This window comes from Pseudomonas sp. SH10-3B (assembly GCF_019891415.1).
Taxonomy (GTDB): Bacteria; Pseudomonadota; Gammaproteobacteria; order Pseudomonadales; family Pseudomonadaceae; genus Aquipseudomonas.
Genome location: NZ_JAFLXD010000019.1, coordinates 83,899 through 106,203 on the forward strand (window position 1 = coordinate 83,899; position 22,305 = coordinate 106,203).

Consider the following 22,305-nt stretch of genomic DNA (forward strand, 5'->3'; position numbering starts at 1 on the left):
AAGGAGTTAGGACAATAAAGAAGTGGCGTGAAACGCTGTAGGACCAGCGCTTCGAACACCCCCGAGGTGAGCCCTCGGGGGTGTCTGAATCAGGCCGGTTGGGCCTGGGACGACAGCGGTTGCAACGGCAGCAACGGCGCGTGCGGATCGGCTTTGATCGAGTTACGCCAAGCGGCCAGCCACTCGGCATGCGCCTCGCTCCAGACCAACTCGTGCAAGCGGGCCAAGGCCACCGGGTCGCTGAGCAACGCCAGGCGTTCGCCGTTGTTGAGGCCGGCAGGGCCGACTTTCAATGCGTGACGCACGCGTTCGGTACGCAGGTACTCGATCGGCTCGGCCTGACCGTGACGCGAGGTCGCCAGGGCACAGGCCAGGGCGTTCTGCTGCGGGTCGACCACCGAGCGCACAAAGCCGTCGTTCAGCGCGTGCCAACGGTTTTCGTGGGTGTACTTGTCGGTGGACAGCAGTGCCTGCGGCGGATTGTATTCCTCAGGAATCAGGAACAGGCTCTCATCGCGGGACTTCAAGCCAAGGTTGACCCGACTGGAGATCACCGACACCGGGATCGACAGCATCAGCGAACCCACGATCGGTACCAGCCACCACAGGAAGCTCGGGTTCAACCACACCACCAGCAGCGCCCAGAAGAAGCCCAGCAAGGTCTGTGTGCCGTGACGCTTGATCGCTTCGCCCCACGGAGTGGAGTCGTCATCACGCTGCGGCGAGTTCCAGGTCGCGGCCCAGCCGAGGAACGCGGCGAGCACGAAACGGGTGTGGAAAATCATCCGCACCGGCGCCAGCAGCATGGAGAACAGCATCTCCAGCAGCATCGACATCGTTACCTTGAACTTGCCACCGAACTCTTTCGCGCCCTTGGCCCAGATCAGGATGATGCTCAGCAATTTCGGCAGGAACAGCAGCACGATGGTGGTGGAGAACAGCGCCACCGCCTTGTCCGGATGCCACTGCGGCCACAGCGGGTACAACTGGCGTGGCGCCATGAAGTACTGCGGTTCCATCAGCGTGTTGACCGCCAGCAAGGCCGTGGACAACACCAGGAACAGGAACCACAACGGCGCCGACAGGTAGGACATCACGCCGGTCAGGAACACCGCGCGGTGCACCGGGTGCATGCCCTTGACCAGGAACAGGCGAAAGTTCATCAGGTTGCCGTGGCACCAGCGACGGTCACGCTTGAGTTCATCCAGCAGGTTCGGCGGCAGTTCTTCGTAGCTGCCCGGCAGGTCGTAGGCAATCCACACGCCCCAGCCGGCACGGCGCATCAGCGCTGCTTCAACGAAGTCGTGGGACAGGATGGAACCGGCGAACGCACCTTTACCTGGCAATGGCGCCAAGGCGCAGTGCTCGATAAACGGCTTCATGCGGATGATCGCGTTGTGACCCCAGTAGTGGGATTCCCCCAGCTGCCAGAAGTGCAGGCCGGCGGTAAACAGCGGGCCGTACACGCGGGTGGCGAACTGCTGCATGCGCGCATACAGGGTGTCCATGCCCGACGCACGTGGCGCGGTCTGGATAATCCCGGCATCCGGCGTGGCTTCCATCAGGCGCACCAGGCTGGTCAGGCATTCGCCGCTCATCACGGAGTCGGCGTCGAGAACGACCATGTACTTATAGTCACCACCCCAGCGACGGCAGAAGTCGTCGAGGTTGCCGCTTTTGCGTTTCACGCGACGGCGACGGCGGCGGTAGAAGATCTTGCCGAAGCCACCCGCCTCACGGCACACGTCGAGCCAGGCTTGCTGCTCGGCGATGCAGATGTCGGCGTCGTTGCTGTCGCTGAGCACGAAGAAGTCGAAACGATCGAGGTCACCCGTAGCGGCCACCGATTCGAACGTCGCACGCAAACCTGCGAATACTCGCGGCACGTCTTCGTTGCAGATCGGCATGACCAACGCGGTGCGCGCGTCTTTCGGGATCGGCTCGTCGCCAGCGCTTTTACCGGAAATCCGGTATTTATCGTGGCCGGTGAGCAGTTCGAGGAAGCCCATCAACGCGGTCCAGAAACCGGCCGAGACCCAGCAGAACAAGATCCCGAACATGATCAGGATGCTGGTTTGCAGAGCGTAAGGCAGTACCTGGGTGGCGGTTTGCAGCAGCGTCTGGTTGCGGATCTCGTCGAAGTCGACCAGCGACCAGCCCTGGTACGGCATGATGCCCTTCATGTACCAGCCCGCCACGATGGTCTGGCCGAGCATCAGCACCAGCAGGATGTATCGACGGATCGAACCCACGGTACGCCAGCGGGCGGCCGGCAATACGCGCTCGTCCTTCGGCGGCGCCGGCGGGTTGCTGCGACCGGTAATCCGACGCCAACCGCGCACCAGGATATTGGTGCGCCACGGTTCTGGGACCACGCGAGTGCGCCGAATCGGCGGCGTGGCCTTGAGGCACACGCGCCCACTGGCGTCGACCGCCAGCATTTCGGCCTCTTGCAGTTCCTCGGCGGTGTTGAGGGTCAACCGGCGGCCAACCGAAGCCTGGGCGGCGTCGACTGGCGCATCGAACGCCTTGGACGACAAGCGCTCGTGCAACTCGGCGAAGGATGTGCAGCCCGCCAACTCGGCGCGCTGCTCAGCGGTCATCGGAAGATGCGCCAGATACTCGGACAGAGTCTCTGGCTGGACTTGAGAGTTACTCATCGGCAGGCAACTGATAGCTCCAGGTTTCGGTCAGGACTTGCTCGGTCTTGATCGGCTCCGGTGTGGCTGGGGCAGCTTCTGGCTGCTTGGCTTCCTTGTCTTTCGCGTCTTTCTTGGCCTGTTTCTCGTGTTGCTTGGCCAAGACCTTGTCAGCCTTGAGTACCTGGGTCGAAACCTTCTCGGGCTCAGGCGGCGTGATGTCCTGTACCAGGGCTGCACGCATCTCGGTCGGCTTGCCGGCGTCCTTGATCTTCATGCGCAGGGTCAGGCGCCAGCCTTTGGTGTGCTCGTTGTAACGCACGCTGTTCTCTACCAGCTCAGCGTTGTCACCCACGCTCACCTGGCTGCGCACCGGGGCGTCCGGCAGCAGTTTTTTCAGGGCCGGGCCTTCGAAGTCGACCAGGTACGCGACGCTGCCATCCGGCTGACGGATCAGGTTGGATTGCTTCACGTCACCGGTAGAACGCAGGGTCTGCTTGACCCAGGCGCTGTCCGGCGAGTGGAACGCTGCATCGTCGAGGGTCCAGTGCAGGCGATAGGCTATGTCGAGCGGCTTGCCGACTTCAGGCAATTCGGCCGGGCTCCAGAATGCAACGATGTTGTCGTTGGTTTCGTCGGCAGTCGGAATCTCGACCAGGTCGACGGAGCCCTTGCCCCAATCGCCTTCAGGCTCGATCCAGGCGCTTGGGCGCTTGTCGTAGTTGTCGTCGAGGTCTTCGTAGTGGCTGAAGTTGCGACCGCGTTGAAGCAGGCCGAACCCACGCGGGTTCTCCACGGTGAAGTTGCTGACCGACAGGTGTTTAGGGTTGTTCAGGGGACGCCAGATCCACTCGCCGTTGCCGGCATGGATCGACAGGCCGCTGGAATCGTGGAGCTCGCGACGATAGTTGAGCACCTTGGACGGCTGGTTAGCACCGAACAGGAACATGCTCGTCAGCGGTGCAACGCCCAGTTTGCTGACCTTGTCGCGCAGGAACATCTGGGATTTCACATCGACAACCGTGTCGGTACCCGGACGCAGGATCAGGCGATAGGCGCCGGTCGCACGTGGGGAATCGAGCAAGGCGAAGATCACCAGGTGCTTGTCACCCGGCTTTGGACGCTCGATCCAGAACTCGGTGAAACGCGGGAACTCTTCGCCTGACGGCAGCGCGGTATCGATCGCCATGCCACGGGCGGACAGGCCATAGACCTGGTCCTTGCCGACGACGCGGAAATAGCTGGCGCCGAGCATGGTCATGATTTCGTCTTGCTTGTCAGCCTTGTTGATCGGGAACAGCACACGAAAGCCCGCATAACCCAGCTGTTCGGTGGCTTTAGGATCAAACTTGACGTCGCCGAAATCGAAGCGCGTCGGGTCGTATTTGATTTCCTGGACGCTGTCAGCGGTGACTTCGTTGATTTTCACCGGTGTATCGAAATGCATACCCTGGTGATAGAAGGACAGCTTGAACGGGGTGTTTTGATCGGCCCATTCGGCTTTTTCGTTGCGGAAACGAATCTTCTGGTAGTCCGCGAACTTCATTTCGCGGAATTCGTTCGGCAGATTGCTGCGCGGAGCTTCGTATTTCTGCCCGGCCAGCTCTTTTGCCTTGGCCGACACATCATCCAGACTGAATGCCCACAGTTGACCCGCGCCGAACAGGCAAAACAGGGCAGAGCCCGTCACCAGTGCGTTTCGTAACCGTTTGGCAGACAATTTTGGTGCATTACAGGGACTAACAATCACGAGCAACCCTCGCCGAAAACAGATCAAAAAACCAACGGCCAGCTATCTATATGCCAGGTTGGCGAGCATTGTTCCGACTCCCCTGGGTCAAAATGATTCCCCTGAGGCCGTCGGACAAGTCTCTACCTAAGTCAAAAATGGACCAAACAACGCTGATCCCCGTAGCGCGCGATTATCTAGTAGCCCGCGAGACAACGCATCAGGGACAACGAAGTATTTGTAGCGAAACCCTACGTTTTTGGGCATTAACGTCGTTTTTAATACATTCATGTCTGTAAGAGAAAGGTCACAGGGCCATCATTGACCAAATGCACCTGCATATCCGCGCCAAAACGCCCCGATGCCACCTTGCCATGCAATTGTTGCGCTTGTAACAGCAAGCGATCAAAAAGCGCTGCTCCGAGGGCTGGCGGGGCGGCAGTGGAGAAGCTCGGCCGCAGGCCGCTCTTGGTATCCGCCGCCAGGGTGAACTGCGACACCAGCAGCAATCCCCCATCGATATCCTTCAACGACAGGTTCATCTTGCCCTCGTCGTCGCTGAACACCCGGTAGTTAAGCAGCTTGTGCAGCAGTTTGTCGGCGCTCTCTGGCGTATCTGAAGGTTCGACGGCCACCAGCACCAGCAAACCCTGGTCGATCGCCCCGACAATTTCGCCCGCCACTTCGACCCGGGCGCCGCGCACCCGTTGCAGCAAGCCCTTCATGCTTCTTCTGGCGGCAGATCAAGCAGGCGCCGGGCCATTTCGCCGGTCGCGCGTACCAGGGCATCGGTAATACCGGGCTCGGACGCCGCATGGCCCGCTTCACGGATGACCTGCAGTTCGCTGTTCGGCCACGCCTGATGCAGCTCCCAGGCGTTATCCAGAGGGCAGATCATATCGTAGCGGCCATGGATGATTACGCCAGGCAGATGGGCGATCTTGTGCATATCGCGAATCAGCTGGTTGGGCTCCAGGAAGGAGTTGTTGGTGAAGTAGTGGCACTCGATGCGCGCAATGGACAGCGCGCGTTGCGGCTCGGAAAAACGCTCCACATGCTGCGGGCTCGGGCACAGGCCCAGCATGCGCCCTTCCCAGCCGGACCAGGCCTTGGCGGCGTGCATCTGGGCGATCTGGTCGTTGCCGGTCAGGCGCTTGTGGTAGGCCGCGATCATGTCGTGACGCTCATCGGCCGGGATTGGCGCGATGTAGTCCTGCCAGTAATCCGGGAACAGGCGGCTCGCACCGGCCTGGTAGAACCATTCGATGTCCTGCGGGCGGGCGAGGAAAATGCCGCGCACGATCAGGCCATGCACACGCTCGGGGTGGGTTTGCGCGTAGGCCAGGGCCAGGGTCGAGCCCCAGGAGCCGCCGAACAGCACCCATTTATCGATGCCCAGATGTTCGCGGATACGCTCAAGGTCGGCCACCAGGTCCCAGGTGGTGTTGTTTTCCAGGCTGGCGCGCGGGGTGGAGCGGCCGCAGCCACGCTGGTCGAAGGTAACGATGCGGTACAGGTTGGGATCGAAATAGCAGCGGCTCTGGGCATCGCAACCGGCGCCAGGGCCACCGTGGATGAATACGACAGGCAAGCCTTCGGGGGAGCCACTTTCATCGACGTAGAGCGTGTGGGTGTCATCGACGGCCAGATCGTGCCGGGCGTAGGGTTTGATCTGCGGGTACCAAGTCTGCATTGCGCGCTCCGTAGGGGGTCGGGTTCATCCCTGGGGGGACGTCTTTTATTTTGCCGTCTGGCACTATAAACCCGAATTGTGCAATCAGCATGTCCTTGAGCGCTTAGAGCTGTGTCAGTCGTTCGCTCCTGAGGCCGCCCCGCAGATAAGCGTACAGCCGATCCACCTCCGGAGCCTGGCCGCGCGCGCGTAAACAGCCGTGGACCCGGCCTTTGCCCGGATACAACGGCGCAGGCACAGCAGGTGCAAGGTGGGAGGCTCCACGACCTCTTCGACGTAGCGCTGTCGCGCAGCAAACCGGGATCTCTGTGGCGACTGTTTAGTTGCACAGGGGCAACCGTTCGTCACCCGTAGCGCTTGCGCCCCCACGCCAGCAAGCCTTCCAGCAACTGCTTCAACACCACTTGCGTCGGCTCGGCCAGATCCGGGCGATAGCGGAATGGCTCGACCTCTTCCATATACGTGCTCTGGCACAACTCCAACTGCACGGCATGGATATCCTGCGCCGGATTGCCGTAATGGCGGGTGATATGCCCACCCTTGAAGCGTCCGTTGAGCACGTGGGTGTACTGCGGATGCTCGGCGCAGATGGCTTCCAGCTGGCTGGCCAGCTCAGGGTCACAGGCCGCGCCGTTGAAGGTGCCGAGGTTGAAGTCCGGGAGTTTGCCGTCGAACAGGTGCGGGATCACCGAGCGGATCGAGTGCGCATCGAACAGCAACGCATAGCCGAACTCGGCCTTGAGCCGTGCCAGTTCCTCTTGCAACGTGCGGTGGTAAGGGCCCCAGATTTTTTGCAGATAGCTGGCACGTTCGGTCTCGCTCGGCTCCAGCCCTTCTCGGAACAACGGCACACCGTCGAACAGCGTCGCCGGGTACAGGCCAGTGGTAGCCCCCGCGTACAAAGGCTTGTCGTCCGAAGGCCGGTTCAAGTCGATGACGAACCGCGAGTACTCCGCCGACAGGGTGCTGGCGCCCAGCTCTTCGGCAAAGTCATACAACGTGGGGATGTGCCAGTCGGTGTCCGGCAGGCTTTGCGCCTCGGGGATCAGCCCGGCTTCCACCACAGGCGTCAGGCGCAGGCCGGCGTGGGGCATGCTGATCAGCAGTGGTACGCGGCCTTGTTTGAAGTTCAGAACCTTATCCACAACAGTGCTCCTTATACAGTGACATCAACGCCGTGGCGCACGACGCGTTTATCCAGTTCGCCGCCCAGCCAGTAGGCCAGGTCCGCGGGGCGATCGATCTGCCAGGCAACAAAATCCGCGACCTTGCCGACTTCCAGCGAACCATGGGTATCGCCCATGCCCAGGGCGGTAGCCGCATGTTGCGTGGCACCGGCCAGGGCTTCTTCGGGGGTCATGCGGAACAGGGTGCAGGCCATGTTCAGCATCAGGCGCACCGACAGCGCCGGCGAGGTGCCGGGGTTGAGGTCGCTGGCGATGGCGATCTTCACGCCGTGCTTGCGCAGGGCGTCCATCGGCGGCAGCTGGGTTTCGCGCAGGAAGTAGAAGGCGCCCGGCAGCAAGACGGCGACGGTGCCGGCAGCGGCCATGGCGATGGCGTCTTCTTCGGTCATGAATTCCAGGTGGTCCGCCGACAATGCGTGGTAACGCGCCGCCAGGCTGGAGCCGTGCAGCGACGACAGCTGCTCGGCATGCAGCTTCACCGGCAGGCCGAGTTGCTGGGCGACCTTGAACACGCGCTCCACCTGCTCGGTGGAAAACGCCAGGTATTCGCAGAACGCATCCACCGCGTCCACCAGCCCTTCCGCCGCCAAGGCCGGCAGCATCTCGGCGCAGATGTGCTCGATGTAATCATCGGCGCGATCCTTGTACTCCGGCGGCAACGCATGGGCCGCCAGGCACGTGGCGCGCACGCTGACCGGCAGCGCTTCGCCAAGGCGCCGAGCCACCCGCAACATCTTGCGCTCGTTGGCCAGGTCCAGGCCGTAACCGGACTTGATCTCCACCGTGGTCACGCCGTCGCGCAGCAGGCTGCGCAAGCGCTTGTGGGCGCTGGCGAAGAGTTCATCTTCAGTCGCGGCGCGGGTGGCGCGCACGGTGCTGGCAATACCGCCACCCTTGGCCGCGATGTCGGCATAGCTCACGCCCTCGAGGCGCTGCTCGAATTCGCCGCTGCGGTTGCCGCCAAACACCGTGTGGGTGTGGCAGTCGATCAGCCCGGGAGTGACCCACGCGCCTTGCAGGTCATGCACCTGGGCGTAATCCGCCGTCGGCGCTTGGCTGCGGGGGCCGATCCACTCGATGAGCGAACCGGCGGTGACCATGGCGGCATCCTCGATGATCGAGTATTTGCCGCCAGCCATGGTTGCGACGTGGCAGTGCTGCCAAAGGGTTTTCATCAACGCCTCCCTAAAGTTATCGATGAGACAAAGCCGGGTCGTAATCGACCTTGGCTGCTTGTCCCGCAGCGGGCTTGACCCACAGCAGGTAGGCAACGACCAGCAACACGATCCACACCGCACCGACCATCAAGGCCGCCTGGGTGTCCGGGAAGTAACCGAGCACGCCAAACACAAACAGCATGAACACGATGGCCGCAGCCGGCGCGTAGGGCCAGAACGGCACCGGGAATTTCAGATCAGCAATCTGCTCTTTCGTCATTGAGCGGCGCATTGCGACCTGGGTGAACAGGATCATCAGCCACACCCATACGGTGGCGAAGGTGGCAATCGACGCGATCAGCAGGAAGACGTTTTCCGGGATCAGGTAGTTGAGCAGTACACCGCCGAGCAAGGCGGCGCCCATCACCACCACCGTCATCCACGGTACGCCTTGCCGGGACAATTGGGCAAAGCCCTTGGGCGCCTGCCCTTGCTGGGCCAGGCCGTACATCATGCGGCCGGCACCGAAGATGTCGCTGTTGATCGCCGACACGGCCGCCGAAATCACCACGATATTGAGGATGGTCGCCGCCGAGCCTATCCCGAGGTTGCTGAAGATCTGCACGAACGGGCTGCCCTGGCTGCCGATCTGCGGCCACGGGTAGATGGCCATCAAGACAAACAACGTCAATACGTAGAACAACAGGATGCGCAGCGGCACGGCGTTGATTGCCTTGGGGATCACGCGCTGCGGGTCCTTGGCCTCACCGGCAGTGATACCGATGATTTCGATACCGCCAAAGGCAAACATCACCACCGCAAACGAGGCGATCAGGCCGCCGATACCGTTGGGCATGAAGCCGCCGTGAGCCCACAGGTTGCTCAGGCCACTGGCCTGGGTTTCGCCGGCCGAATGGATGCCGAACAGCATGATGCCAAACCCGCCGAGGATCATCGCGACGATGGCACCGACCTTGAGCAGCGACAGCCAGAACTCCATCTCGCCAAACACTTTGACGTTGCACAGGTTCAGGCCGCCGATCAAAAACACGATGCCGAGCACCCAGACCCAACGCGCGACTTCGGGAAACCAGAAGCCCATGTAGATGCCGAAGGCGGTAACGTCAGCGAGGCAGACGATGATCATTTCAAAGGCGTAGGTCCAGCCCAGGATAAAACCGGCCAAGGGGCCCAGGTAGGTGCTGGCGTATTGGCCGAAGGAGCCGGAAACCGGGTTGTGCACGGCCATTTCGCCGAGGGCGCGCATCACCATGAACACCGCGGCGCCGCCAATCAGGTAGGCCAGCAGCACGGCGGGGCCGGCCATCTGGATGGCCGAGGCGGAACCGTAGAACAGCCCGGTGCCGATCGCGGAACCGAGTGCCATGAAGCGAATATGTCGGGCGGTTAGCCCGCGTTTCAAACCCTTTTCTTGCTGGTGCATTTCTCGTCCTTAATTATTTTTATCCTGAGAAAGTCGTGCGCCTGCGGACGGCGGGCTTTTGTGGTGAGCAAGCTCGCTCGCCACAGCGAGCCACGCCGTCCTCTGAACCGCTTACACGCTTGGCAGCAACTTGGCCGGCACCAGCTCATTCAGGCAGCGACTGGCAAGCAGTTCGCTGGCGGCGATGATGTCCGGGGCGAAGAAGCGGTCCTTGTCGTAGAACGCCACTTTGGCGCGCAGGATGCCACGGGCTTTTTCCAGTTTCGGCGAGGTTTTCAAGCCTTCGCGCAGGTCCAGGCCCTGGCATGCGGCCAGCCATTCCACCGCGAGGATGCCGCGCGTGTTCTCGGCCATTTCCCACAGGCGCTTGCCGGCAGCCGGAGCCATCGACACGTGGTCTTCCTGGTTGGCGGACGTCGGAATGCTGTCGACGCTATGGGGATGGGCCAGCGCCTTATTCTCGCTGGCGAGTGCTGCAGCGGTCACCTGGGCGATCATGAAACCGGAGTTCACCCCGCCATTGCCCACCAGGAACGGCGGCAGTTGCGACATGTGCTTGTCCATCATCAGCGAGATACGGCGCTCGCTCAGGGAGCCGATTTCAGCGATGGCCAGGGCCATGTTGTCAGCCGCCATCGCCACCGGTTCGGCGTGGAAGTTACCGCCGGAAATCACGTCACCCTCAGCGGCAAATACCAACGGGTTGTCGGACACGGCGTTGGCTTCGACCACCAGCACCTCGGCCGCCTGGCGCAACTGAGTCAGGCAGGCGCCCATGACTTGTGGCTGGCAGCGCAGGGAGTACGGATCCTGGACCTTGTCGCAGTTCTGGTGCGACTGCGACACCTGGCTGCTCTCACCCAGCAGGTCACGGTAGGCCGCCGCCGAATCGATCTGCCCACGTTGACCGCGAGCCGCATGAATACGGGCGTCGAACGGCGAGCGCGAACCCAGCACCGCTTCCACGGTAAGGCCCCCGCAGGCCAGGGCGCCGGCAAACAGGTCTTCGCCTTCGAACAGGCCACGCAAGGCATAGGCGGTGGACACCTGGGTGCCGTTGAGCAGCGCCAGGCCTTCCTTGGCGGCGAGGGTCAGCGGCGTCAGGCCGGCGACTTTCAGCGCGTCGGTGGCTTCCAGCCATTCGCCCTTGTAGCGCGCCTTGCCTTCGCCGAGCAGCACCAGGGACATGTGCGCCAACGGCGCCAAGTCACCGGAAGCGCCGACCGAACCTTTCAACGGAATATGCGGGTACACCTCGGCGTTGATCAGCGCGATCAGCGCGTCGATCACCTGCCGGCGAATCCCGGAGAACCCACGGCTGAGGCTGTTGACCTTGAGCACCATGACCAACCGCACCAGCGCATCGCTGATCGGCTCACCGACGCCGGCGGCGTGGGACAGCACCAGGGAACGCTGGAGGTTTTCCAGGTCTTCACTGGCGATGCGGGTCGAGGCCAGCAGGCCGAAACCGGTGTTGATGCCGTAGGCGGTGCGGTTCTCGGCGAGAATCTGTTCCACGCAGGCCACACTGGCTTCGATCTGGGCCGAGGCACTGTCATCCAGACTGAGAGTTACCGGCTGCTGGTAGATGGCCCGCAGTTGGGCGAGGCTCAGTTGGCCTGGAATCAGGTTTAGCGCAGTCACATTCATACTCCTTGTGAATTATTCTTTTGAAATAAGTGTTCAGTGCAGATTTGGTAAAGCGGTGTCTTTGAGCACCTTGGCGGCGCTCGCAATATCCGGCGCCAGCCAACGGTCCTGCTCATAGGCCGGGACCACTTCACGCAACAGGCGCCAGGCGCGATCGGTGCCCGCGCCGAAGCGTTGGTCTTTCAGGAATTCGAAGGCCTGGGCCGCCAGCAGGTACTCGATGGCGAGGATCTGGGTGACGTTGGCCAATACCTGATGCAGCTTGAGCGCAGCGTTGGTGCCCATGCTCAGGTGGTCCTCCTGCAGGCCTGAGGTGACGAAGTTGTCGAGCACCGCCGGTTGCGCCAACTGGCGGTTCTGTCCGCACAGTGAGGCGGCGACGTACTGCACGATCATCATTCCGGAGTTGACCCCCGGGTTGCTCACCAGGAACGCCGGCAGGCCGCTGACGTGCGGGTTGATCAGGCGGTCGAGGCGGCGTTCGGCGACCGAGCCGATTTCGGCCATGGCAATCGCCAGCATGTCAGCGGCCAGGGCGACGGACTGGCCGTGGGGGTTGGCCTGGGACACCACGCGGTAGTGGTCCGGCGTGCCGAGCACCAGCGGGTTGTCGGTGGCGCTGTTGAGTTCGGTCTCGATCTGGCGGGTCGCGTGTTCCACCTGGTCGCGCGCCGCGCCGTGGATCTGCGGAATCGAGCGCAGGCTCAGGGCGTCCTGGGTACGGATGCCTTTGCTGCTGGCGATCACTTCACTGCCATCGAGCAACGCACGCAGGTTGCTGCCGACCTGCTGCATGCCCGGGTGCTGCTTGAGGGCGATGATTTCTTCGTCGAAAGCGTCGATCTGGCCGCGTTGTGCCTCGAAGCTCATGGCGCCGATCACGTCGGCCCATTGCAACAGATGATGGGCGTCGGCCAGGGCCAGGCAGCTCAGGCCGGTCATGCACGGCGTGCCGTTGACCAGGCACAGGCCGTCCTTGGCGCCGAGCACCACCGGCTGCAAACCTGCTTCGGCCAGGGCCTGTTGCGCCGGGACGATCTGGCCGCGATAGCTCACATTACCGACACCCAGCAGCGCCACGCCGACATGGGCCATATGGGTCAGGTAACCCACCGAGCCCTGGGACGGTACTTGCGGCGTGATGCCGTGGTTGAGCAGCGCCAGCAGCGACTGCACCACCTGCGGATGCAGGCCGGATTTGCCGTGGCTGTAGTTGATGACCGCCGCGCAGATGATCGCGCGGGTCTGCTCGTCGCTGAGTACCGGGCCGACGCCACAGGCGTGGCTGAGCAAGGTATTGCGCGACAGCTGGCTCAGTTGCTCGCCCGCAAGCGACACGTTGCACAATGCGCCCAGCCCGGTGTTCACGCCGTAGGCGCGTTCGCCGCTGGTGACGATGCGCTGCACGATGGCCTGGGCATTGTCGATCCGCGCCCAGGCCTGGCCCGAGAGTTCCAGCACCGCACCGTGACGGGCCACGGCGACCACGTCCTGCCAGCGCAGGGGGGTGTCGGCGATGATGATGTTTGCTGCCTGGGACATTGTTGACCTCTTCATATTCTCTACAGCTTTGCCGGCCTCATCGGGGGCAAGCCCCCTTCCACAGGGGAACGCATTCCAAATGTGGGAGGGCGCTTGAGCCTCACCACAGAACCGGGGTCAGACCACAGCCGCACGCCGCTGAACAAACCGATCCACATACTCATCCGCCGGCGAATGCAGGATCTCCCGGGGCGTGCCGACCTGGATCAGCCTGCCGTCCTTGAGGATCGCGATGCGGTTGCCGATCCGCACGGCCTCGTCGAGGTCGTGGGTGATGAACACGATGGTCTTGTGCAGAGTCTTTTGCAGCTCCAGCAGTTGGTCCTGCATCTCGGCGCGGATCAGCGGGTCGAGGGCGCTGAACGCTTCGTCCATCAGGATGATGTCGGTGTCTGCGGCCAGGGCACGGGCCAGGCCGACACGCTGGCGCATGCCGCCGGAAAGCTGGTGCGGGTATTTGTTTTCGTAGCCCTTGAGGCCCACAGTTTCGATCCAGTGCAGCGCGCGTTCGGCGCAGACCTGCTTGGTTTCGCCACGCACCTTGAGGCCGTAGGCGACGTTGTCGAGCACGCTCTTGTGGGGCAGCAGGCCGAAGCTTTGGAACACCATGCTGATCTTGTGTCGACGGAATTGGCGCAGGGCGTCCATGTCCAGTTGCAGGATGTCTTCGCCGTCCACCAGGATCGCGCCGCTGGTGGGGTCGATCAGGCGGTTGAAGTGGCGCACCAGCGTCGACTTGCCGGAACCCGACAGGCCCATGATCACGAAGATCTCACCGGTGCCGATGCTCAGGGACAAATCGTTCACGCCGACCACGCAACCGGTCTCGGCCAGCACCTGGTCCTTGGTCTTGCCCTGGCCAACCATCGCCAGGGCCTCCTTGGAGCGGGCGCCGAAGATCTTGAAGACGTTTTTAACTTCGATTTTGCTGACAGTCGTCATTTGCTCGCCTCATGCCGTGGGCGGCCATAGGCCTGGGTAATGCGGTCGATGACCACTGCAAGAATCACGATTGCCAACCCGGCTTCCAGGCCACGGCCAACGTTGAGGGTCTGGATGCCGACCAATACGTCTTCACCCAAGCCACGGGCACCGATCATCGAGGCGATCACCACCATCGACAACGCCATCATGGTGGTCTGGTTGATACCGGCCATGATGCTCGGCAGCGCCAGCGGCAATTGCACGCCAAACAGCTGTTGCCAGCGGTTGGCACCGAAGGCGTTGATGGCTTCCATGACTTCGCCGTCGACCTGGCGAATCCCCAGGTCGGTGAGGCGAATCAGCGGCGGTGCGGCGTAGATCACCGTGGCGAAAATCGCCGGTACCTTGCCCAGGCCGAACAGCATCAGCACCGGGATCAGGTACACGAAGCTGGGCATGGTCTGCATGATGTCGAGCAACGGCATCAGCACCGAGCGCAGGCGATTGCTGCGCGCCGAGAGAATGCCCAGCGGGATGCCGATCAACACCGAGATCACCGTGGCGACCATCATCAGCGCCAGGGTCTGCATCAGCTTGTCCCACAGGCCAACCGCGCCCACCAGGAACAGCAAACCGACGATCACCGCCGTGGTCACCACCTTGCGCGTGGCGTGCCAGGCAACTGCGCCGACGATGGCCAGCATCAGCCACCAGGGGGCTGCACGCAGCAACCCTTCCAGGTTGACGATGGCCCACAGCAGGGTGTCGGAGATTTGCCGGAACACATCGCCGTAGTTGGTGACCAGTGAATCCACCCAACCGTTGACCCAGTCGGCGATGGAAAACGTAAAACTCTCAGGAAACATAGCGTGCTCTCGATCCAATGGGTTGTAGCCAGGCACCCGGCCACCCCTCAGGGTAGCCGTGCACACTTGACCTACAAGGCCGCGTCGATTTTCTTGGCTGCGTCTTCACTGACCCAGGCGTGCCAGACTTCAGGATGTTCCTTGAGGAAAATTTTCGCCAGTTTCGGCGACTCAATGCGTTCCTTGGCCATGCGCCCCAGGTTCTGGTTCAGCAGGTCGATGGGCAGGTTGACCTTTTCCAGCACGGCCACCAGTTCCGGGGCCTGCTCGTGGAAGGTCTTGGACAGGCCGACCTTGATGCTCACGCTTTTATCCACACCGGGTTTTTCTTCCAGCTTGACCAGGTCGACCTGGCCCATCAGCGGGGTTGGCGACCAGTAGTAGAACAGGATCGGCTCGCCGCGCTTGTAGCTCGACAGCACCGCCGCATCCAGCGCCGGGCCGGTGCCTGGGCGGAAGTTGGTGTAGGTGCTTTCCAGGCCGTAGCTCTTGAGCATTTCGCTGTTGTCCAGCTCGCAGGTCCAGCCGGCCGGGCAGTTGTAGAAACGGCCCTTGGACGGTTCTTCCTGGTCCTTGAACACCGCGGCGTACTTGGCCAGGTCGGCGATATTTTTCAGGCCCGGCGCCTTGGGTTCAAGCTTGCGCTTGGCGTCGCCTTCGATCACGTAGCGCGGTACGTACCAGCCTTCGATAGCGCCCACCACAGGGGCACCGACACCGACGACTTTGCCGGCCTTCTCGGCCTTGTTCCAGACTTCGCTGCGGCCGACCCATTCTTCGGCAAATACTTGGATATCGTTGCTGCTCAGGGCGTTTTCCATGGTGATGGAATTGCCTGGCAGACTGTCGGTTTTACAGTCGTAGCCTTTTTCCAGCACGGTTTGCAGGATGTCGGTGAGCAACATGCCGCTTTCCCAGTTAAGGCCGGCAAATTTGACCGGTTTGCCGGATTCACACCAACCGGCCGCCTGGGCGCCAGCGCTGGCCAGCACGCCTGCAGAGAACAAGGTGGCCAACAGGGTCTTATGCATTTTCATTGTTGTGACGCTCCCAAATCTTGAAATGGATTACGGCAGTCAGTAGGCATCCTGCCCTGTCCACGTCCCATCAGGCCTGTGCAGCCAGCCCGTTTGTCGTCGTCGGTGCAACGCCCTGCTCTAGCGGCAGGATCAGGTGTTCAGGGTGTGCGGCAGGCCACTTTTTCGCCGCCCAGTAGTAAAGCGCGGCGGGAAGCACCAGGCCGATGATCCAGGAAATATCCACATCACCCAGGGCGGCCACCAGGGGGCCGGTGTAGAACTTGGTGGAGATGAACGGCAACTGCACCAGCACGCCGAAGACATACACGCTGATACCGAGCAGGTTCCAACGGCCATAGCGCCCGTTCGGATCGGCCAGCGCTGGTACGTCATAGCGATCGCGGGTGATGCAGTAGTAGTCGACCAGGTTGATCGCGCTCCATGGCGTAAAAAACGCCAGCAGGAACAGGATGAAAGACTTGAACGCCCCCAGGAACGAGTGCTGCCCGAGCAAGGCGATCAGGGTCGCCGTACCGACGATGACCAGCACGAAAAACAGCCGCTGCAAGCGCGTGACCTCCAGGCGACCGCGAAAGCCGCTGATGATGGTGGCAATGCACATGAAGCTGCCGTAGGAGTTCAGCGTGGATATGGTGACCTTGCCGAACGCGATGCTGAAATACAGCAGCGCCGCAGTGGCCCCCGTACCACCCAGACCGACGATGTAGGCCACTTCGTGACCGGCAAATTGCCCGTTGGACATGGCCGCGGCAAACACGCCGAGGATCATCGCCACTTGTGCGCCAACCACCGAGCCCGCGCCTGCGGCAAGAAAGGTTTTCACCGAGGACGTCTTGCTCGGCAGGTAGCGTGAATAGTCCGCCACGTATGGGCCGAAGGCGATTTGCCAGGAAGCCGCTAGCGACACCGCCAGCAGAAAGCTGCTCAAACTGAAGTGGCGGATTTGCAGGAGTGCACCGACGTCGGCCTGGCTCATCAAACGACTGAACAGGTAGACAAAGGCAATCACGCCAATGACGCTGGCAACGCGGCCGATGAAGTGGATCACCCGGTAACCGAGCACCGTGACCAGCACGATGACACTGGCGAAAACCAGGATCCCGACACTGTCGCTGACACCCAACAACTGGCCCAGCGCCTGACCGGAAAGCACGGTACCCGTGGCGGTGAAGCCGAGGTACATCAAGCAGACCAGTACAATCGGGATCGCCGCGCCATACACACCGAACTGCACACGGCTGGAGATCATCTGCGGCAGGCCCAGCTTGGGCCCTTGCGCCGCATGCAACGCCATGACGCCACCGCCCAGCAGTTGACCGATCAACAGACCGATCAACGACCAGAACACATCACCGCCCAGCACCACGGCCAGGGCCCCGGTGACAATCGCGGTGATCTGCAGGTTGGCACCCAGCCACAGGGTGAACTGGCTCAATAGACGACCGTGTCTTTCCGCTTCCGGGATGTAGTCGATCGAACGTTTCTCGATCAACGGGGTGGTGCTTGCACGCGCGTCACTTGCAGCCATGGGTGTTCAACCTCTGATGGATTGTTTTCAGGGTGGTGCTGGCTTACTTGATCATCGGGAGATTGAGACCCTGCTCTTTGGCGCAATCGATCGCGATCTGGTAACCCGCGTCCGCATGACGCATCACACCAGTGGCCGGGTCGTTGTGCAGCACACGGGCAATGCGCTCCGCCGCTTCGTCGGTACCGTCGCAGACGATGACCATGCCGGAGTGCTGGGAGAAGCCCATGCCGACGCCGCCACCGTGGTGCAGCGAAACCCAGGTCGCGCCGCTGGCGGTGTTGAGCAAGGCATTGAGCAACGGCCAGTCGGACACGGCGTCAGAACCGTCCTGCATGGATTCGGTTTCGCGGTTCGGGCTGGCGACCGAGCCGGAGTCCAGGTGGTCACGGCCGATAACTACCGGTGCCGACAACTCGCCGCTGCGCACCATCTCGTTGAACGCCAGGCCGAGCTTGGCGCGTTGGCCCAGGCCGACCCAGCAGATACGCGCCGGCAGGCCCTGGAAGCTGATGCGCTCGCGCGCCATGTCCAGCCAGTTGTGCAGGTGCGCGTCGTCGGGGATCAGCTCTTTGACTTTGGCGTCGGTCTTGTAGATGTCCTGCGGGTCGCCCGACAGCGCAGCCCAACGGAACGGGCCGATGCCACGGCAGAACAGTGGACGGATGTACGCCGGTACAAAGCCTGGGAAGTCGAAGGCGTTTTCCACGCCCTCTTCCTGGGCCATCTGGCGGATGTTGTTGCCGTAGTCGAAGGTCGGGATGCCTTGTTTCTGGAATTCCAGCATGGCTTTGACGTGCACGGCCATCGACTGCTTGGCGGCCTTGATCACGGCAGCCGGTTCGGTCTTGGCGCGGGCGCGGTATTCGTCCCAGGTCCAGCCGGCCGGCAGGTAACCGTTGAGCGGGTCGTGGGCGCTGGTCTGGTCGGTGACCATGTCCGGGCGTACGCCACGCTTGACCAGTTCCGGCAGGATTTCAGCGGCGTTACCCAGCAGCGCGATGGAGATCGCCTTGCCTTCCTTTGTGTACTTGGCGATGCGGGCCAGGGCGTCGTCGAGGTCGGTGGCTTGTTCGTCGACATAGCGGCTGTTGAGGCGGAAATCGATGCTGACCTGCTGGCATTCAATGTTCAGCGAGCACGCGCCGGCCAGTGTCGCGGCCAGAGGCTGGGCACCGCCCATGCCGCCGAGGCCGGCGGTGAGGACCCAACGGCCCTTGAGGTTTGAGTCGTAGTGCTGGCGACCGGCTTCGACGAAGGTTTCATAGGTGCCTTGGACGATGCCCTGGCTGCCGATGTAGATCCAGCTGCCGGCGGTCATCTGGCCGTACATGGCCAGGCCTTTGGCATCCAGTTCGTTGAAGTGCTCCCAGCTGGCCCAGTGCGGCACCAGGTTGGAGTTGGCGATCAGCACACGCGGGGCATTGCTGTGGGTCTTGAATACGCCGACCGGCTTGCCGGATTGCACCAGCAGGGTTTCGTCGTCATTCAGGTTGGTGAGGCTCTCGACGATCTGGTCGTAGCACTCCCAGTTGCGCGCTGCACGGCCGATACCGCCGTACACCACCAGTTCTTTGGGGTTCTCGGCCACTTGTGGGTCGAGGTTGTTCATGAGCATGCGCAGCGGCGCTTCAGTCAGCCAGCTTTTGGCGGTGAGCTTGGTACCGCGGGCGGCGCGGATTTCGACGTCACGGTATTTTGTAGGCTTGGTCACTGCTAGGACTCCTCGGCGATCGATGCGCGAACATGGATGGTGCGAAGGAGAGTCTTACGCACACATCTTTACTTGTACATACAAGCATATGCAATCAAGCGGCCAACTTTTTGAGCGAGGTGTTTGGTTTTTTTTGGAAAGCGTGTCCGAGCCTTGAAAATTAAGGCTTCGAGGCATGATGAAATTTCTTACGTAGGCGTTTTATCGCGAGGGAGGTTTGTCACGACAGCGCGGTTTTGCGCCACGCTGGGGCGTTCGGTAACAAATTGGTGCGGGGGTTGGAAACAGATTCTATAAGCGACACAAAAACAAATGTGGGAGGGGGCTTGCTCCCGATTGCGGTGTGTCAGCCCAGGATATACCGACTGATCCAACGCTATCGGGGGCAAGCCCCCTCCCACATTTTTTAACCCCGCGGGGTCAGTTCGATGATGCAGCAGCGACCCGTGACGGAAATATCCAGCAGACCGCTGTTACCGTCCACTTGCAGGCAATCGTGATGACCCAGTACCTGGCCCAGCACCTTGACTTCATCCGCCACGCTGAACACCAGCACTGTCTGCGCGGTACTGAAAAACCGCTGCACACCATCCACCCACTGCAACCGCGCGTGGTAACGCTGGGGCGAGTAGATCAGGTTGAAGTCGCGGATCGGCCCGGTGATCAGGCGGCATGAAACCTGGCTGTCGCCCTTGAAGGCGAACGGTTGCAGCGGTAACAGCCCGCGCTGTTCCTCGCCATCCACGGTCAACACCATGCCTGCGCCTTTGATCACGGTGATCACGCGTTGGTAACCGGCGAAGGTGGAAAACCCGCCGGACTCACCGATATCGGCAATCGACAGGCGCCAGCCGAAGCCTTCCAGGCCCTCGCCGGCATCGCGGGTGATTTCTTCGGTGCTGCCGCCGCCGTTTTTCCACGGCATGCGTACGTAATCGGCGGCGCGCCAGACTTTTACTGCACTCATTTACTGAACCGTCCTTCCAGGCTGTGGCGGGAACCGGGGTGGATCAAACGTGCCGCCGTCACCGGCTGGCGGCCGGACCAGGTGCGCCGACGAATCAACAGGCACGGCTCGCTCGGCTCAATCTGCAGCAACTCGCACTCGGCCGCGTCGGCGAGAATCGCTTCGACCACATGCTCGCCTTCGGTAAGCGGCGCCACTTGGTTGAGATAGGCATAGGGGGTTTGCAGGGTGAAGTCCTGTTGCAGGTATTCCGGCGCGACCAGGGCGTTGACGAAACGGTCCTCGATTTGCACGGGAATATCGTTTTCGTAATGCACGATCAACGAGTGGAACACCCGCCCGCCTTCACGCATCTCCAGGGCGACGGCGCGTTCGGAACCGGCAGCCTCTTCACCCAGGGTGATGACCTGGCACGTATGCCGATGACCGCGGGAGGCGATCTCATCGGCAATGTTGTGCACTTCAAACAGCGCCGACTGGCTCTTGGGCTCGGCGACGAACGTGCCGACGCCTTGCATGCGCACCAGCAAGCCTTCGGCGGTGAGCTCGCGCAGGGCGCGGTTGATGGTCATGCGGCTGAAGCCCAACTGGCTGACCAGTTCGCTTTCCGACGGTACGCGGTAATGGGGTGGCCAGTTGCCGTTGAGGATCTGCTGGCTGATCATCTGTTTGACGCGGGCATACAAGGGCGCCGGACTTTCGTCCATGTGGGCAGCCAGTGAAGACTTGGCGGGCGGAGTCGGCACAGGGAATCCTTGCAGGGGGAAAAGATGCATAGATTGCCGGAGTTTACCGAGCAGGCAAACGTCTGTATATGTATATACAAATAAACACACGACCGGGGTGCTCTAATCATGTCCGCTTTCTTTGCCGAACGCGCGCTGCTGCCTAATGGATGGGCCAACGATGTACGTCTTGAAGTCAGCGCCGATGGCCTGCTGACACAGGTTGAGGCCAACGCCAGCGCAGACGGTGCCGAACGGCTCAGGGGGCCGGTGCTGGCGGGCATGCCGAACCTGCACTCGCACGCGTTCCAGCGCGCCATGGCGGGGTTGGCCGAAGTGGCCGGCAATCCGAATGACAGTTTCTGGACCTGGCGCGACCTGATGTACCGCATGGTCGGCAAGATCAGCCCGGAGCAACTGCAGGTCATCGCCCGCCAGCTGTACATCGAGATGCTCAAGGCTGGTTACACCTCGGTGGCCGAATTTCACTATGTACATCATGACGTCAGCGGCCAGCCGTACGCCGACCGTACGGAACTGTCGCGGCAAATCAGCCAGGCGGCCACCAGCAGCGGGATCGGCCTGACCTTGCTGCCGGTGCTCTACACCCACTCGGGTTTTGGCGGGCAGGCGCCGAACGAAGGCCAGCGACGGTTTATCAACAGCACCGAAAACTACCTGGACCTGCAGGCGCGCCTCAGACCGATCCTGGCGGCACAACCGGCGCAGCAACTGGGGCTGTGCTTCCACTCCCTGCGCGCTGTGACCCCGCAACAAATCAATCAAGTCCTGGCAGCCAGCGACAAGGCCTGCCCGGTGCATATCCATATCGCTGAACAGCAAAAAGAAGTCGACGACTGCGTGGCCTGGAGCGGCAAACGCCCGCTGCAATGGCTGTACGACAACGTCGAGGTCGATGAGCGCTGGTGCCTGGTGCACGCGACCCACGCCAACCCGGAAGAAGTCACGCGCATGGCCAAGAGCCGGGCGATTGCCGGTTTGTGCCTGACCACCGAAGCTAACCTGGGCGACGGGATTTTCCCGGCCGTGGATTTCCTCGCCCAGGGCGGGCGCCTGGGCATCGGTTCAGACAGCCATGTGTCGCTGAGCGTGGTGGAAGAACTGCGCTGGCTGGAATACGGCCAACGTCTACGCGATCAACGGCGCAACCGCTTGTATCGCAGCGATCAGCCGATGGTCGGCCGTACGCTGTTCGATGCCGCGCTGGACGGTGGCGCACAGGCGCTGGGGCAGCCAATAGGTCGACTGGAAGTTGGCAAGCGTGCGGATTGGATCGTGCTGGACGGTAACGACCCTTACCTGGCGACAGCGACAGACGACGGCATTCTCAATCGCTGGTTGTTTGCCGGCGGCGATCGGCAGGTGCGCGACGTGCTGGTCAACGGCAAGTGGGTAGTGCGCGACGGGCATCATGCCGGCGAAGAGGACAGCAGCCAGGCATTTACGCAGGTCTTAAGAGCGTTACTCGGTTAGAAAATG

General features: G+C 61.9%; 16 protein-coding genes and 2 pseudogenes. 1 reads left to right on the forward strand and 17 read right to left on the reverse strand.

Annotation, left to right across the window (positions count from 1 at the left end; translation table 11 throughout):
- Positions 1–87: 87 nt before the first annotated feature.
- The 17 genes and pseudogenes from mdoH to hutC form a co-directional block, all read right to left on the reverse strand.
- Positions 88–2,660: pseudogene (gene mdoH, locus J1G35_RS16105) on the reverse strand (glucans biosynthesis glucosyltransferase MdoH); the annotation flags it as partial.
- Positions 2,653–4,389, reverse strand: coding sequence for a glucan biosynthesis protein G (locus J1G35_RS16110; protein WP_053140586.1), 1,737 nt, complete (start codon positions 4,387–4,389; stop codon positions 2,653–2,655). The pseudogene mdoH and the gene J1G35_RS16110, both read right to left, overlap by 8 nt.
- Positions 4,390–4,655: 266 nt before the next feature.
- The gene (dtd, locus tag J1G35_RS16115; protein ID WP_053140458.1) at positions 4,656–5,093 is read right to left on the reverse strand and encodes a D-aminoacyl-tRNA deacylase; all 438 of its coding nucleotides are present in this window, start codon (positions 5,091–5,093) and stop codon (positions 4,656–4,658) included.
- Positions 5,090–6,061 (reverse strand): prolyl aminopeptidase, encoded by a 972-nt coding sequence (pip, locus tag J1G35_RS16120; RefSeq protein WP_027605045.1) that lies wholly within the window; start codon positions 6,059–6,061, stop codon positions 5,090–5,092. Before pip ends, dtd begins: the two co-directional genes overlap by 4 nt.
- Positions 6,062–6,164: 103 nt before the next feature.
- A pseudogene (locus tag J1G35_RS30960) lies at positions 6,165–6,293 on the reverse strand (alpha/beta hydrolase); the annotation flags it as partial.
- Between the two features lie 112 nt (positions 6,294–6,405).
- The gene (hutG, locus tag J1G35_RS16125) at positions 6,406–7,206 is read right to left on the reverse strand and encodes an N-formylglutamate deformylase (RefSeq protein WP_053140455.1); all 801 of its coding nucleotides are present in this window, start codon (positions 7,204–7,206) and stop codon (positions 6,406–6,408) included.
- A gap of 11 nt (positions 7,207–7,217) precedes the next feature.
- On the reverse strand, positions 7,218–8,423 hold the full coding sequence (gene hutI, locus J1G35_RS16130) for an imidazolonepropionase (RefSeq protein WP_053140450.1): 1,206 nt from the start codon (positions 8,421–8,423) through the stop codon (positions 7,218–7,220).
- A gap of 16 nt (positions 8,424–8,439) precedes the next feature.
- Entirely contained in the window at positions 8,440–9,849 is a 1,410-nt protein-coding gene (locus J1G35_RS16135; RefSeq protein WP_223015431.1) for an amino acid permease, read from the reverse strand.
- A gap of 111 nt (positions 9,850–9,960) precedes the next feature.
- Positions 9,961–11,499 carry a histidine ammonia-lyase gene (gene hutH, locus J1G35_RS16140; protein WP_223015432.1) on the reverse strand — a complete coding sequence of 513 codons (1,539 nt, stop codon included), beginning with the start codon at positions 11,497–11,499 and terminating at the stop codon, positions 9,961–9,963.
- 33 nt (positions 11,500–11,532) lie between these two features.
- Complete coding sequence (gene hutH / locus J1G35_RS16145) at positions 11,533–13,041, reverse strand: histidine ammonia-lyase (RefSeq protein WP_223015433.1); 1,509 nt, start codon at positions 13,039–13,041, stop codon at positions 11,533–11,535.
- A gap of 117 nt (positions 13,042–13,158) precedes the next feature.
- Positions 13,159–13,983, reverse strand: a complete 825-nt coding sequence (locus J1G35_RS16150; protein WP_051429333.1) for a glycine betaine/L-proline ABC transporter ATP-binding protein — start codon at positions 13,981–13,983, stop codon at positions 13,159–13,161.
- Positions 13,980–14,831, reverse strand: a complete 852-nt coding sequence (locus tag J1G35_RS16155; protein ID WP_053140441.1) for a proline/glycine betaine ABC transporter permease — start codon at positions 14,829–14,831, stop codon at positions 13,980–13,982. Before J1G35_RS16155 ends, J1G35_RS16150 begins: the two co-directional genes overlap by 4 nt.
- A 71-nt stretch (positions 14,832–14,902) precedes the next feature.
- Complete coding sequence (locus J1G35_RS16160) at positions 14,903–15,868, reverse strand: ABC transporter substrate-binding protein (protein WP_053140439.1); 966 nt, start codon at positions 15,866–15,868, stop codon at positions 14,903–14,905.
- Positions 15,869–15,938: 70 nt separating this feature from the next.
- Positions 15,939–17,399, reverse strand: coding sequence for a cytosine permease (locus J1G35_RS16165; protein ID WP_223015434.1), 1,461 nt, complete (start codon positions 17,397–17,399; stop codon positions 15,939–15,941).
- Positions 17,400–17,442: 43 nt separating this feature from the next.
- Entirely contained in the window at positions 17,443–19,113 is a 1,671-nt protein-coding gene (hutU, locus tag J1G35_RS16170) for a urocanate hydratase (protein WP_223015435.1), read from the reverse strand.
- Between the two features lie 406 nt (positions 19,114–19,519).
- Positions 19,520–20,080, reverse strand: a complete 561-nt coding sequence (locus J1G35_RS16175; RefSeq protein WP_223015436.1) for a HutD family protein — start codon at positions 20,078–20,080, stop codon at positions 19,520–19,522.
- Entirely contained in the window at positions 20,077–20,787 is a 711-nt protein-coding gene (gene hutC / locus J1G35_RS16180; RefSeq protein ID WP_262417316.1) for a histidine utilization repressor, read from the reverse strand. The genes J1G35_RS16175 and hutC overlap by 4 nt, the downstream gene beginning before the upstream one ends.
- Positions 20,788–20,934: 147 nt before the next feature.
- Between hutC and J1G35_RS16185 the strand changes: the two genes are divergently transcribed.
- Positions 20,935–22,299 (forward strand): formimidoylglutamate deiminase, encoded by a 1,365-nt coding sequence (locus tag J1G35_RS16185; protein WP_223015437.1) that lies wholly within the window; start codon positions 20,935–20,937, stop codon positions 22,297–22,299.
- Positions 22,300–22,305 lie beyond the last annotated feature (6 nt).